This is a genomic window from Pseudomonas sp. GX19020 (assembly GCF_023371075.1).
Classification (GTDB): Bacteria; Pseudomonadota; Alphaproteobacteria; order Rhodobacterales; family Rhodobacteraceae; genus Pseudogemmobacter.
In genome coordinates, this window is the sequence record NZ_JAMCCR010000013.1 from 1 (window position 1) to 12633 (window position 12633).

21 protein-coding genes and 1 tRNA gene are annotated in these 12633 nt (G+C 60.6%); 17 read left to right on the top strand and 5 right to left on the bottom strand.

Features of this window, described 5'->3' with window-relative positions; all coding sequences use genetic code 11:
* The 9 genes from M3484_RS17335 to M3484_RS17375 form a co-directional block, all read left to right on the top strand.
* On the top strand, positions 1 to 426 hold a 426-nt coding region (locus M3484_RS17335), incomplete at its 5' end, for a hypothetical protein (RefSeq protein ID WP_249498477.1).
* Positions 419 to 826, top strand: a complete 408-nt coding sequence (locus M3484_RS17340) for a hypothetical protein (RefSeq protein ID WP_249498478.1) — start codon at positions 419 to 421, stop codon at positions 824 to 826. The genes M3484_RS17335 and M3484_RS17340, both read left to right, overlap by 8 nt.
* A gap of 8 nt (positions 827 to 834) precedes the next feature.
* Positions 835 to 1221 carry an Arm DNA-binding domain-containing protein gene (locus M3484_RS17345; RefSeq protein ID WP_249498480.1) on the top strand — a complete coding sequence of 129 codons (387 nt, stop codon included), beginning with the start codon at positions 835 to 837 and terminating at the stop codon, positions 1219 to 1221.
* A complete protein-coding gene (locus tag M3484_RS17350; protein ID WP_502942480.1) occupies positions 1122 to 1979 on the top strand; it encodes a tyrosine-type recombinase/integrase in 858 nt (285 codons plus the stop codon). Before M3484_RS17345 ends, M3484_RS17350 begins: the two co-directional genes overlap by 100 nt.
* Positions 1979 to 2542, top strand: coding sequence for a hypothetical protein (locus tag M3484_RS17355; protein WP_249498483.1), 564 nt, complete (start codon positions 1979 to 1981; stop codon positions 2540 to 2542). The genes M3484_RS17350 and M3484_RS17355 overlap by 1 nt, the downstream gene beginning before the upstream one ends.
* A 391-nt stretch (positions 2543 to 2933) precedes the next feature.
* The gene (locus M3484_RS17360; RefSeq protein WP_249498484.1) at positions 2934 to 3125 is read left to right on the top strand and encodes a helix-turn-helix transcriptional regulator; all 192 of its coding nucleotides are present in this window, start codon (positions 2934 to 2936) and stop codon (positions 3123 to 3125) included.
* Between the two features lie 101 nt (positions 3126 to 3226).
* The gene (locus tag M3484_RS17365) at positions 3227 to 3445 is read left to right on the top strand and encodes a hypothetical protein (protein WP_249498485.1); all 219 of its coding nucleotides are present in this window, start codon (positions 3227 to 3229) and stop codon (positions 3443 to 3445) included.
* A gap of 200 nt (positions 3446 to 3645) precedes the next feature.
* Positions 3646 to 3912, top strand: coding sequence for a hypothetical protein (locus M3484_RS17370; protein ID WP_249498486.1), 267 nt, complete (start codon positions 3646 to 3648; stop codon positions 3910 to 3912).
* Entirely contained in the window at positions 3909 to 4136 is a 228-nt protein-coding gene (locus M3484_RS17375; RefSeq protein WP_249498489.1) for a hypothetical protein, read from the top strand. The genes M3484_RS17370 and M3484_RS17375 overlap by 4 nt, the downstream gene beginning before the upstream one ends.
* Before the next feature lie 260 nt (positions 4137 to 4396).
* Here the strand turns inward: M3484_RS17375 and M3484_RS17380 are convergent, their stop codons facing one another.
* Positions 4397 to 5197, bottom strand: coding sequence for an AraC family transcriptional regulator (locus M3484_RS17380; RefSeq protein ID WP_249498630.1), 801 nt, complete (start codon positions 5195 to 5197; stop codon positions 4397 to 4399).
* 35 nt (positions 5198 to 5232) lie between these two features.
* Between M3484_RS17380 and M3484_RS17385 the strand changes: the two genes are divergently transcribed.
* Positions 5233 to 6150, top strand: coding sequence for an NADP-dependent oxidoreductase (locus M3484_RS17385; protein ID WP_249498492.1), 918 nt, complete (start codon positions 5233 to 5235; stop codon positions 6148 to 6150).
* 370 nt (positions 6151 to 6520) lie between these two features.
* Here M3484_RS17385 and M3484_RS17390 read toward each other — a convergent pair whose 3' ends face one another.
* Complete coding sequence (locus M3484_RS17390; RefSeq protein ID WP_249498494.1) at positions 6521 to 7060, bottom strand: hypothetical protein; 540 nt, start codon at positions 7058 to 7060, stop codon at positions 6521 to 6523.
* A gap of 72 nt (positions 7061 to 7132) precedes the next feature.
* On the opposite strand from M3484_RS17390, the gene M3484_RS17395 reads away from it, so the two are divergent.
* Positions 7133 to 7633: a hypothetical protein gene (locus M3484_RS17395; RefSeq protein WP_249498495.1), complete on the top strand. Its 501-nt coding sequence runs from the start codon at positions 7133 to 7135 to the stop codon at positions 7631 to 7633.
* A gap of 215 nt (positions 7634 to 7848) precedes the next feature.
* Here the strand turns inward: M3484_RS17395 and M3484_RS17400 are convergent, their stop codons facing one another.
* Positions 7849 to 8166, bottom strand: coding sequence for a Rap1a family protein (locus M3484_RS17400; RefSeq protein ID WP_249498496.1), 318 nt, complete (start codon positions 8164 to 8166; stop codon positions 7849 to 7851).
* 62 nt (positions 8167 to 8228) lie between these two features.
* On the opposite strand from M3484_RS17400, the gene M3484_RS17405 reads away from it, so the two are divergent.
* From M3484_RS17405 to M3484_RS17430, 6 genes are all read left to right on the top strand, one after another.
* Positions 8229 to 9068, top strand: coding sequence for an AAA family ATPase (locus M3484_RS17405; protein ID WP_249498497.1), 840 nt, complete (start codon positions 8229 to 8231; stop codon positions 9066 to 9068).
* 135 nt (positions 9069 to 9203) lie between these two features.
* Positions 9204 to 9662: a phage terminase small subunit P27 family gene (locus tag M3484_RS17410; RefSeq protein ID WP_249498499.1), complete on the top strand. Its 459-nt coding sequence runs from the start codon at positions 9204 to 9206 to the stop codon at positions 9660 to 9662.
* A 60-nt stretch (positions 9663 to 9722) separates the two neighbouring features.
* Complete coding sequence (locus M3484_RS17415; RefSeq protein ID WP_249498501.1) at positions 9723 to 9962, top strand: helix-turn-helix domain-containing protein; 240 nt, start codon at positions 9723 to 9725, stop codon at positions 9960 to 9962.
* The gene (locus M3484_RS17420) at positions 9959 to 10336 is read left to right on the top strand and encodes a hypothetical protein (RefSeq protein WP_249498503.1); all 378 of its coding nucleotides are present in this window, start codon (positions 9959 to 9961) and stop codon (positions 10334 to 10336) included. The genes M3484_RS17415 and M3484_RS17420 overlap by 4 nt, the downstream gene beginning before the upstream one ends.
* Before the next feature lie 21 nt (positions 10337 to 10357).
* Positions 10358 to 10525: a hypothetical protein gene (locus M3484_RS17425; RefSeq protein WP_249498505.1), complete on the top strand. Its 168-nt coding sequence runs from the start codon at positions 10358 to 10360 to the stop codon at positions 10523 to 10525.
* Positions 10522 to 10791: a helix-turn-helix domain-containing protein gene (locus M3484_RS17430; RefSeq protein WP_249498509.1), complete on the top strand. Its 270-nt coding sequence runs from the start codon at positions 10522 to 10524 to the stop codon at positions 10789 to 10791. Before M3484_RS17425 ends, M3484_RS17430 begins: the two co-directional genes overlap by 4 nt.
* 165 nt (positions 10792 to 10956) lie before the next feature.
* On the opposite strand, the gene M3484_RS17435 is transcribed toward M3484_RS17430, so the two are convergent.
* Positions 10957 to 11046, bottom strand: a tRNA-Ser gene (locus tag M3484_RS17435).
* Between the two features lie 228 nt (positions 11047 to 11274).
* Complete coding sequence (locus tag M3484_RS17440) at positions 11275 to 12303, bottom strand: tyrosine-type recombinase/integrase (protein ID WP_249498510.1); 1029 nt, start codon at positions 12301 to 12303, stop codon at positions 11275 to 11277.
* Between the last annotated feature and the right edge of the window lie 330 nt (positions 12304 to 12633).

The following is a 12633-nucleotide window of genomic DNA, read 5'->3' on the forward strand; positions in this document are numbered from 1 at the left end:
TGCTTCGGTAATCCCTTCGTCCAAGCAAATCTGGTCTTAGGATCTTACTTCGGCAGCCACCCAGCAGGAAGGTCATTCCGCTTCGAAAACGTCAACATTAACTTTGGTGCTGTGAAGCGTACGTACCAGAATGTTGTCACTCCAAACGACGTCAACGAGGCAGGAAAACCCGATATCTGGCTCTTGGTAAATGACGGCGGCGATAGCCTTATGCTGGGAAGTGGTCAGCCGCCGGGGCAATACGGGCGGGCTTGGGTCGATGCTTTCGATGCAGTCGTAATTGACACCACGACGAACACTCCCGGCAACGCCCTGAGGCCAACCGGCGTCAATTCTACGCAAGCCGGTATCATCCTTCGGCATGGAGGCTTCACGCCAGCAGAAGAAGCGCAGATCCGCAGCTATTGGGGAGGGCTCTATGTCTGAGATCCGCATCACCACCGCTTGCCCGGTCGCGCATCTCGCCGATGCCGGGCAGTTCTCGCGCGCCACAGGTTGTGGGCCTGAGGATGAAGATACCTTCACCATCGCACCCGAATACCAGGACACGGCCGGCAACCGCTACCGCGTGGCCTCGGACCTTGTCGCGGGCGTCTATCTGACGAATGCGGTCTCGCCGCTGACTGAACCCGCTTGGGGCGCCGACATGGCTGCCGCCGACCGCGCGCAGGCCCTGATCGCGGTCTGGCAGCCGCCGGAAGATCCGGAAGCCCTCCCGGAACCCTTTGCCGCGCCTGACCGCATCGCGGCGGTGATTGGTGATGATCCGCAGGCCGCGCTGGCGGTGCTGGGATACCGATTGTGCGAAAGCCCGCGAAGAGCCTGACAGCCCGCATGGTGCGGACCGTCACCAAGCCCGGCAAATACTTCGATGGCCATGGGCTCTATCTTAGGGTCGATCCGACCGGAGGCAAGTTCTGGGTGCAGCGCATCGTGATCAACGGCAAACGCTGCGAACTCGGGATGGGCAGCGTGGATTTCGTCACACTCGCGGATGCCAGGCTCGCCGCCTTCGGGAACAGGAAGCTGGCGCGGGAAGGTGGCGATCCGCTTGGCGCCCGCCGGTCCTCTCAGGAGGTGCTGACTTTCGAGGAAGCAGCGCGGAGGTCCACGAGATCAACCTGCCGACCTGGAAGAACCCGAAGCACGGCGACCAGTTCCTCAACACCCTGGCGACTTATGCCTTCCCGATCATCGGGAACACGCGAGCGCCCGATGTGACCACCGCCGATGTGCTGGCGGTGCTTCAGCCGATCTGGCTCGAGAAGGCCGAGACCGCTCGCCGGGTCAAACAGCGGATCGGCACCGTGATGAAGTGGTGCATTGCGAAGGGTTGGCGAAAGGACAATCCGGTTGACGCCGTAGACAAGGGCCTGCCCAAGCAGTCCGGAAAGACAACGCACCGGAAGTCCCTGCCTTATCTTGAGGTCGCGGCCTGCCTTGATGTCGTCGCCGCGTCGAATGCCGGCATCTCGACAAAGCTCTGCCTTGAGTTGCTGGTGCTGACCTGCGTCCGGTCGAATGAGGCCCGTGAGGCCCGCTGGCCGGAGTTCGACCTCGACGCAAAGGTCTGGGAGATCCCGGCCGAGAGGATGAAGATGGACCGGCCCCACAGGGTTCCGTTGTCACCGCGCGCGGTGGCGGCTCTCAGAAAGGCCCAGGGCCTGCATGATAGCCTCGTGTTCCCCGGCACCATCAAAGACAGGCCGCTGTCCGATGCGACCCTGTTGAAGCTGATCCGCGAGAACGGCTTCCCGGTCGATATCCACGGCTTTCGCACCAGTTTCAGGACTTGGGCGCAGGAGAAGACCAGCTTCCCGCGTGAGGTTGCCGAGGCGGCGCTGGCGCACCTGTCCGGGGATGAAACCGAAAGAGCCTATGCCCGCTCTGATCTGTTCGAGAAGCGGCGCAAGATGATGGAAGCATGGGCGGGCTATCTGGATCAGAAGCCTGCGAAAGTTATTGGAAGGATCGGCTGATGTATCGCCACGAAGACTTTACTCCTATCCATCTCATTCGGGATAAATTCCTCGAAGCATCATCTGGAAAAAAGAGTGATATGGAGGCTCTGAGAATAATAGCTTCCCGATACATTATAAGACGCGATAGGCAGGAAGAAGCTAGATTGCGTGGAACTAAGTTCTACTCCGAGCCAACCGATGATGAAGTGCTTTCGGGCTCAAATGTCCGAGAGGTTGATATCTTTTTGCATGATAGGGCTTGGAGCATCTTTCAAAGATTCCTGATGTCCACACCTTTATATTTAGTCGGGCCGTGCTCTGATGTGCAAATAGTTGATAGTGCAATACTGAAGCAAAGACGAGGATTTCACCTGAGAGATTTTACATTGGGAAAATGGATATTTTTAGATGACATATATATGTATGTTAGCGCAAATTTAGCGATAAAAGAGGCCGATGCCGCTTCAGTTCTGTTGGAAAGTGATCACATAGAATCCATGCCTGTCGCAGCAAAAAGGAGGCTTGTATCGATTGCGTCACTATCTGATATCTCCAAAATAGTGGAAAAATATGAAGGTTAGTGCCTGTCGATCAACAATAAGATTACGCCATCAGATGATGGTATATTCGAAATGCTGCGGCCCGGATATCCATCAAACGAAGACGGAGAGCGTGGAGATAGGACTAAGGCATCCGGCGATAGCTTGCGATATGTCGCGGAATGTTTTTATGCGACCTACCCAGAAGGGAAAGAAGCGACAGTTGACACATGGGATGACGTTGAAATGAAGCTAGGGTTCTCGCGGCGAACCATTAAGAGAGCGCTGAACCAGTTCGGGAGCAACCCTTGATTATAGGTGGGCAAGCCTTTTGCCCAGCACTGCCCACCTATGCCCAGCTGCCCATCTTTTCAGATCGGAATTGATCTCTCATGTTGCCCCTATGTTCCACCCGCAAGCATAGGGGCTTCGCATGTATCTCCGCAGAACCGCAGTCGAGAAAATGACCGGCCTGAGCCGTTCGACCATCTATAAGCTCATGGCAAAAGGCGATTTTCCGCGCCCGGTCAAGCTGACCGAGAAGGCTGTCGGCTGGCCGGAAAGCGTGGTCGCGGCATGGCTGGCTGCTCGCCCGCCCGTGACCGATGCTGCCTACGCCGCATAAAAGAGACCCGCTCCATTTCTGGGCGGGCCTCAGGGCATTCTATCTCGCAAGATCAGAATAACCCTTCCCGTCCTCTGGTGCAAATCATTTGAGGACCGAGCATGTCGAATATCGATAACGAAGCGGTGACGGATGGCGATATGTCGCCGCTCGAAGCGAAGGTTGCTACAGCATCGGACTGGCTGCGGACATCGAGGCTCATGACGGGCTTATTTCGTCTGAAACCATGCCCGCCCGCCACCCAGCTACGACAATTGGCGAGTGAGGTGATGGCACATGAGTATCTCCAGACAGCAAGCGTGGCGCAAGTCGCATCCTGAACGTTATTTAGCTCACCTTTATGTCCAGGCGGCAATTCGACTTGGGCACATTTCAAAGGGTCCGTGTGAAGAGTGCGGCGCCGAAAAGGCTGAGGCCCACCATCCAGACTATACCAAGCCAGGCGTCGTCACATGGCTGTGCCGCCGTCATGCAAGTTTCTCCACCTGAGTTCGGATCGGACCCTCTGGAATGGCCGGAGATGGATTTCGCCCCGGAATGCCCGGCCCGCACTGACAACCTCAGCCGCATTATTTGGAAGGGCCGCCAATGGGCCGTCACTGAGTACGGTATCGAGCGGTGCGATGGGAAAACCTACGCAATCCGAAGGCACGTGCTGATCCCAGGAAAGGAATACTCATGGATTCAGCACATGGGTGGAAAGGGTTGGGTTGATATGCCCGACTTCACCGCGGCGCTCGGCGTGGCCTTCCTGTTCTTCTCTCATCACGGAGGGCAGCGCGCATGATCCCCACCCGCAAGGCACTTGTCCGCGCTCCCGGCAACTCTGGCGGCCTCGATGAGGTCACCCTGTCCCGCGCCCCTTGGGATGCCCCGATCGCCCAGCCCGACGCCCGGGAAGAAACCCGGCCGGGCTTCACTCTCATCCGCCCCACGCCCCGCAAGGATCTGACCCGCGCCGAAATGGTGATCGCGGTCCTGCGGGCAGAACTCAAGGAGACCCGCGAATGACCAACGATCCGACGCAACCCCAGATCCTCGCAGCAATCATCGGCCTCGCCATCCACATGCGCAGGTTGGTTGTCCGGTTGGCGCGTCGCCTTCATGGCCCTGCGGGGCCAGATGATCGAGGGCGAGCTATCCATGCTCGGGACCGTGCGCAAGGTGCGTGTCCCGGCCTCTGACATTCACATGAGAAAGGGCTGACCCATGCCGAGGGCGCGGGAATTGTGATCATCTATAGCGGTAGGGAAGGAGTGGTCCGACACCGGTCATGGCAGGGACAGGAACTCACTGGGCGTCAATGCCATGACCTGCCGGAAAGCATGCGAAAACGCTGCGGTGCTGGCAAATCCCGCGTCTCGCGCCGCCCGCGCAATCGGTTTTCCACGGCCCAGTTCGGTGAGTGTCCACAGTATCCGCGCGCGCTGGCGCCACGCCTTCAGCGTCATCCCGGTTTCTTCCGGAAACCGTCTGCTGGCCGTCCGTACCGAAGTCGCGGCCTGCGATGCAAGCGTGTCGAGATCCAGCGCGTTACGGTGGTCGGCAAGAGCCAGTTCCGCCACCCGCAGCCCCACCTGGCTGGTAGGCATCGGCAGAAAAGTAGGAGCGTCCTCAACACGCTGCAACTCGTGAAGGATCAGCCTGAGCGCCAGTTCCCTTCGCTCCGACAGCGCATCCATCGCAGCGACTGCTTCTAGCAGGCTGCGCAGGAGGGGCGAGACCCGAGAGATGAAGGCTTGCGACGGCAGCGTTTCCGGTTGCCAAGCGCGGACCGTGGCCGGGTCCCATAACAGGATCCACAGTTCCGCGTTGGTCATGATGTCAAGGCGATGTGGAATGTCCGGCGGGATCCAGGCGGCAAGCTGGGGCGGCAACAGCCAAATGCCGTCTTCGGTGCGCAACTGCACCATGCCCGAGATTGCGAAGGTCAGCTGCGCTTGCCCATGCGCGTGCTCCGGCAACGCCTCGTCACGGCGCTTATGAACGCGATACAGGATGACGTGCGGAATTGAGATTGGCATTTCAGCGATGCCCTTTGGCAAAATATCGATGAAACCGTCTGCTATCACCGGCAAGATCAATCACCAAGATGAAAGACCGAACTATGCGTGCTGCCCTGATCACAACCTATGGATCCAATGACGTCGTAGAACTTGTCGAGATTGAGCGTCCGGTCACGCAGCCGGATGAAGTGCTGGTCAAGGTAAGCGCGGCGGGGATCAACCCGATTGACTGGAAGAGCCGCAGTGGCGCCGGTCAGCGGATGGGAATGATGCTCCCCATCCGCTTAGGCAGCGAGTTCGTCGGCGTGATCGAGGAGGTTGGTGCCTCCGTTGCTGCGTTTAAGCACGGGGATGAGGTCTTTGGCATGGTAAAAAGCGGTGGCTTTGCACAATATCTGACGGTTAAGGCGACGGATATCGCCTGCAAGCCGAAGAAGCTGGACACCGTGCGCGCGGCCGCTTTGCCGCTGGCGGGCACCACTGCATGGCAGGCCCTGTTCGGTGAGGCCGGGTTAGTCGAAGGTCAGCGCCTGCTGATCACCGGCGCTTCTGGTGGCGTTGGATCGCTAGCGGTACAATTTGCCAAAGCGAAGGGAGTGCACGTCACCGCCCTGACATCCCCCCGCAACATGGCCTTCGTTCGTTCACTCGGGCCGGACATGGTGATCGACTACACCGCACAGCCCTTCGAGGAAAGTATCCGGGACATAGACGTGGTCTTCGACACGGTCGGGGCCGACACCTTCCAGCGCGCTTTTAAAACGTTGCGGCGGGGCGGGATCATGGTCACCGTGGTAGCTTTCCCAGAAGGTCATGAGGCCGCGCAATATGGGGTCGAGGTCAAACGCTCGTTCACGGTGCCCAATGCAGCGACCCTGGTAGCGATTCAGGCGCTGGTTGATGCGGGTCAGGTCACGCCGCACGTTGAGACGATCCTGCCGCTTTCGGAGATCAAACGGGCCCTCGCCCTGTCAGAGGCTGGTCGTGTACGCGGCAAGGTCGTAGTCATTATCACATGACTGCAAGCGAACGAGGTCGGCGGATTTGTCCTGGTCCGGGTAATGCGCGCGAGAGGACGTGGCGGCGATTACATCAACGTTGGCCATCGCCCGGCCTAGCTTTTTGCGAATCCCACGAGCGACCGCATTAAGGAACGAGGATGCACAGTGCTCGCGCACAATGAATGGCGGTCTAGGGCGCAAAGCATCGTTGACCTGATTCACCAGAGTCAGTATGTTGGCAGTCAGGTGGGGTCGACCTGAGGCGAGGCGAAAGCTGGACGCCCAGACCCTCAGCCGCAGGACTGCCCTGATGGGACACCCTGCGCGCACGTCAGCGAAGCTATGACCAGACGAGAAACGCCCCCGGATTGCCGAGGGCGTTTTAATTTTAGGCCGGTTGTTGGCGTCTATCTGGGCGCACGAAAATTGGGGCATCACCACGATCGCGCGCCACCGTGCTGGAATACACTCTGTAGCCGTAAATGAAAGAATGCATCGGCTCGGGCTCCAGGAAGCGCGTCTCAGCGAAGTCCACAAGGTTGATGTAGGCTCTATCTCGGAACTGACTGGGTGTTGTGGCGGGTATAAACAGACGATCCCCGCTTATGGCCAATGCTGCTTGGACCCGGTCCTCATTGCCAAGCCTCGCTGTGACCCAATTGAAATCGGGCTCCATATGCCAATCACGTCCAAAATTTATCACAGTTTGTCCGACTGGTTCTAAGTAAACATGTGCGGCGGGCGGTGCATCTGGCCTGATACTGACATCCAAGAAGAGTGCGCGGCGGTGACGATCATGCTCGTTCCCTTCCGGATCCCCAGACACAATGGCGAGGGCATTGTCTCCAAATGGCCCCCTCAATACGATCAAATCGCCAATATTTGCGTTCGAAAGAAGGCAGGTCTTAATCGCGAAATCCGACTGCATTCAGTCCTCCAACATTAAGTGCGATACGATTCTCGCCGGAGGATATTTTAGGCCTGGAGTTAGGAATTCAATATGGCCCAGAACATCGGCAAACTGACCATCAGCCCCAAGGAAGTGCTGCAGGGGATCACCCTCTCCGTCCGCATGCCTCGCAGCTTCACCATCCGCACCCGCATTGCCTGCTGGCTGCTCGGTCTGGCCGGTCGCGTGATGGATGTGCGGTGTGAGATCGAGATGCTGGACGATGGCAGCATCCGCCCCGGCGATGTGGTCGTCTTGCGGGCACGCCCGCGCAATCTGTGCTGCCCGATGACTGTTCGGTCGGTCGATGATGACGAGGCGACCTGCGATTGGTTCCAAGGGGACCGGCACTTCCGGGAGACCTTCCCGCTGGGCATGCTTACCCTTGTGGAACAGGAGGCGAGGCCGACGTTCATTGCCCGAGGTTATCAGGCAGTACCCGGCCAACCCGGCCCGGTCCCCCGCGGCGGCTCGGCAGTGATCCCGTGCAATTACACCCCGACAGTCGGTAAAGCGCCGGACAGCCCATCGCCCATGCCCAGCAAAAAGTGATGCGCTGCACCTATTGCGGCTCAGGCCGCCATGACGTTCAGACCTGCCCGAAGACATGGGCAGGATCCTCCGCCCGCAAGAACCTTCGGTGCAGCTCCTGCATGCCGGTGGCGCGCGTGAACGCCACACAAGGGGGTTGGCCGATCTGGATGCGGCGCTGGCAGACGTTTCGCCATCCAGGAACTCGTTTGACTGATGCGCTCTGTGGATCAGTCTTATGGGCAAGGGAACTCTGTCGCGAGGGCATACACAGCTGTATGAGAGAAACTATCTCCAGCGACCGGCCCATCTTCGTATTGGGATACCAAATCTACAACCAAGTCGAACGATATTGCCACGTCGTCGGGAGGGCAGAAAAATGCCTGACCTCGGTCGTTCCACTCTCGAGCTGACACGCCAAGAATGCCGTGAACGACGCCGGTGATGAAGATATCTGACGATTTCTTGTCCAGCCCACGGATGGAAACCTGATCTGCGAGCGCCATTGCTGGTGAGATGCCAAAGATCAGGACAGCCAAGCGAACAAAAAGCATATCGAATCTCCATCTCTTGAATTCGCCGGAAGCTATCGACAGATCAGAGCGAGGGGAACAGCATGCCACCCGCCCCCGGCCGCCACGGCCTGCCGCGCACCACGCGCGCCCCGGCACCGAAACACAAGGCGCCGCGCCGAGAAGACAGAGGCAGCGCCCGGGAACGCGGATACACCAGAGCATGGGAACGCTTCCGCGACCAGCACCTGCACCCTCTGTGCGAATACTGCCTGGCTGATGGCCGCACCACCGCAGCCTCAGTGGTTGACCACGATCTGCCCCACGACCACGACCCGGCCCTGTTCTGGGATAACACCTTCACAAGCCTCTGCACCTCTCACCACAGCGGGGAGAAGCAGCGCGCCGAGGCCACACTCACCGGTGACGATCTGCTGGCATGGGTCCAGCGCCGCAAGCAGCCCCGCAAGGTCTGGGGCTTCTCCATCCCCCATGGCCTGCAACCCTCGGCCATCCCGGTCACGATCATCTGCGGCCCGCCAGCCTCCGGCAAGTCCACATGGGCCAGACAGCAATCCCGCCCCGGTGATCTGGTGATCGACTTCGACGTGATCCGCCGCGCCGTGGGTGGCAGCAAATGGGATGACCGCCCCGAGATCATCGCCGCCGCTTTCACCCGCCGGGGTGAAATGCTCCACAGCCTTACCACCCGCACAGCTGGCCGCTGCTGGTTTATCGTCATGGCTCCGACACAGGCAGAGCGGGACACATGGCAGGCCGCCCTTGGCCCGCTGTCCTCGGTCATGGTTATGGAGACCCCCGCCGCCGTCTGCATCGAGCGGATAGGTCGAGACCCCGACCGCGCCCCGGTCGCCGCCCGCCAGATCGAGGCCGTCCGGGCGTGGATCACCGAGGCCACCGGGAGCCATGCAGCAGGCGCATAGCCCCGGGGGGAGGGTCGATCTTCGGGGCATTCTGCCAGGGACCAGCGGGGACCAGTGATTTTTTATGCTTGCAAAATGGAGGGGTTTTTTCGGGCCACCCATGACCCTGCCGCATAGCTTGGACGAGGTGCCGCGATGGCTGGCAGAAAGAAGACGCCCGATCACCTCAAACTGGTGAAGGGCACCGCCCAGAAATGCCGGATGAACCCCGAGGCGCCCGCCGCGAATGTTGGCACCGCCACCGCGCCGGCCTGGCTGTCGGAAAGAGCTGCTGAACTGTTCGATCAGATCAGCGCCACGCTGCTTGGGATGGGAATTGCCTCGCCGGATGATCAGCATGTGCTGTCGCTGGTGGCCTCCCGGATTGAAGAGGTCGAGATCCTGACGGCGGTGATCGAGGACGCGGGCCGGACCTATCAGACCGAGGCAGGCCTTTGGAAAGCCCGGCCCGAGGTCGCCATGCGGAATGAGGCGATGCGACACGCCCAGAGCCTGCTGGCCGAGTTCGGCCTGACCCCGGCGGCCCGGTCGAAAGTCAGCGCGGGCAAGCCTGCCGAGAAGAACCCCTTCGGCGCGCTTGATGATGCGGTATGAAACCCAGCTTCACCGCCACTGCTGAGGCCTATGACCGAGGGTGACAAAACATCTCTCCGCATGGAACGAGTGACTGTGCGCGAGATCGCCCGGCAGGTGGCGAAAGAGGCGGGGGTGAAGCCTGCGGTGATCTTCGGGTCCAGCCGCAAGCAGAAGGATTTCAGACTGCGCGCCTTGGTCTGCTACATCGCACGCCGCCACGGCATAAGCTATCCCCGGATAGGCATGGCTCTGGGCCGCGACCACACCACGATCATCAGCGCGGTGCGGAACGAACAACGGCGGAGGGGCGAGCCATGAAGCGCCGCGACATTCTTTCGCTCACGCCTGCTGCGGTGCTGAGCTGCACTATCCCGGCTGGCGCCTGCACCCTGACCATGGCGGAAACGCCAATCATGGCCCTCTATCGCAGGTACGTGAAAATAAACGATGCCGCTCGGACATATGTTCACGACGAGACTTCCAGCGAGAGCGAAGACGACGCAGTCGAGCGGCTGTTCTTCCGGGATCGGGATCGGGTTGAGGATGCTATAATGGCGATCCCGCCCACCACTGCACAGGACATGGCGGCGAAAACGCTGGTCTCGCACTGCCATGGCGATTTCACTTGTCTCAACTACGATACGTCACCGTTCTGGGCCGAGGCCCGCGCGCTCGTGGGGGGAGACGAATGAGCAAAATCCTCGACGCTCTCGATGAACTGTCCCGCGCGCGATCTGGTCCAGCTTCTGGAAATGACCACCCGCTATAACCCCGACGACGACCGGAGGGCCTTGGCCTCGGGGTGTGAGGCCGCGTTGATCCGGCTCAATGCCGGGATCGACATGCTTCACGGCGCCAAAAATGCGGAGGCCAGCCCATGACTTATGCAGACAAGGTCCGCGCCGAGGTCGCCGCCCGCTATGGTGTCCCGGTGCGCTGCCCGGTCCAGATCATCCCGCCGGGCGTGATCGCGGAAATCCATGACCCATGGGCGCCCGCCGGATCTGTGCGGCGGGGTCGTCAGCTCACCGCGAAAGATCGCCGGAAGATAGTCGAGATGCGGGACGGTGGCGCGAGCTTCCGGCAGATCGGCAGGTATCTCAATCGCAGCACAAGCCTCGTTTATAGCGTGGCCGGGTGCCCGTAAGCGCAGCGCCCCCGGCTTCGGTCGGGGGTAATTCGATCACAAACTGGTGAGATTGATTCCGTCATGTTCCGCGACGATCCGCCGCCGAGTGGGGGAAGTGCTGGGGGAATAAATTCGCACCCCTTCGATTTGTCGCAGCAAAATCAATATCTTATTGAGGTTTGGTGGCGGACAGTGAGGGATTCGAACCCTCGAGACGGTTCCCCGCCTACACACTTTCCAGGCGTGCGCCTTCGACCACTCGGCCAACTGTCCATCTCGGGGTGTCTATACGCAGGAGCTCACTGGCTTCAAGCCCTGTTTGCACTCCTGCAGTCATCGTCAGGCAGAAAATTCAACACCGGTGAGGAGAGTTTCCAGACCCGGGTACAGGCAGGACTGCTCCAGGCCCTGATAAGCTACGGCGCTTTCAGCTGGTGGTCTGAAACTGGCAGGCGGAAACGCCGGTTGGAGCCTTCGCCCCGGGGGGCGATTCTGCAGCTGTCACAGCCCTGCAGCCTGGGTCAGATTGACCCTGAACCTGTCGCGCCGGCGCTGGTAGCGGCGGGTCATTTCGGCGCTGGCATGGCCAAGCTGCTTTTGCACATGGCGCTCGTCGACTTCGGCAGAAGAGGCGAGGCCGGCGCGCAGGCTATGGCCGGAAAAGAGGGCGGGTCGCTCGGCCTCGGGCAGGTCCCCGCGCAATCCTGCAGCCTGGGCCGCGCGTTTGACAAGACGGGCGATTTCCCGGTCATTCAGCCGGAGTGGCCCTGGTTCCTTGCCCTGGCCCGTGATGCGGCGGAAAAGTGGCCCCCGCGAAATCCGCGCAAGGCGGAGCCACAGTTCCAGCGCCTCGACCGGACAGGTGAGGGGAGAGGAGCCGCGCCCTATCTCGACCTCGCGCCAGCCGGTCTTGCCGCGCAGCCTGAGGAGGAGGCCGCCGGGCAGTACCTCGATCCAGCCTCGCCCGTCGCTGGTCTGATCACGGCCCATATCGAGCCCGGTGATTTCAGACCGCCTGAGGCCACCGGCAAAACCGATCAGCAGCATGGCGCGGTCGCGCAGCCCGCGAAGCGTGGCCCGATTGCAGGTTTCCAGCATGGCGAGCAGATCCTCGGGCAGGATCGCTTCTTTCTGGCGCGGTGGTTCGGCATGGCTGTTGCGGATGCCGGCGAGAACGGTGGCGATATGGCGGTCGCGCCGGTCAAGCATCAATCCGCGCTGTGTATAGGCCCAGACCAGGGCAGAAAGCCGCCGCTCGATGGTTGAAACAGCGTTTTTCCGGCCGCCGACAGATTTCGCGCCACTGGCGCAGGCGGTAATGTATAGGCCAACCATCTGGGGGTCGGGTGCGATCGGATCGAGGCCTTCGCGCCGGCACCAATCCGCAAAATGCTTCCAGTCCGCGGCGTAGGCTTTGCGGGTATTGGCAGAGCTCGCGGCCTCGGCATAGCCGCGCGCCCGCTCTGCCAGATCGCGGAGTGCGAGCGGCTGGTGGTCGCGCAAGGCGGGGGAGGGGGCCTCGTCCGTCACGTGGGGTCCTCAGGGCGCTGATGGGGTCCGTCTCGCCTGACAGCGGGCGGATTTCGGGCTGTTTGCCGGGCTCAGAATGGCTTTGTCCTATCTGGGGGCATTCGGGCCGGGAGTTCAAGGCCATTGGGCGGTTGCGCAGGTTGTCAGGGGCGCCCCTCGCTGCTTTTGCCGCAGCGGATCTGACAAAATGCGCCTCCTCTGGCGCAGATTGCAGAGATACCAGTGGTTGCAGGAGGCCGACAGGTATTTGCTTTCGTGGTGGGCATAGTGTCACCCTTGCGCGAAGGCGCGAAGAAACGGCTTTGGCAAAGGCGGTTTTTCAGTGGTGAG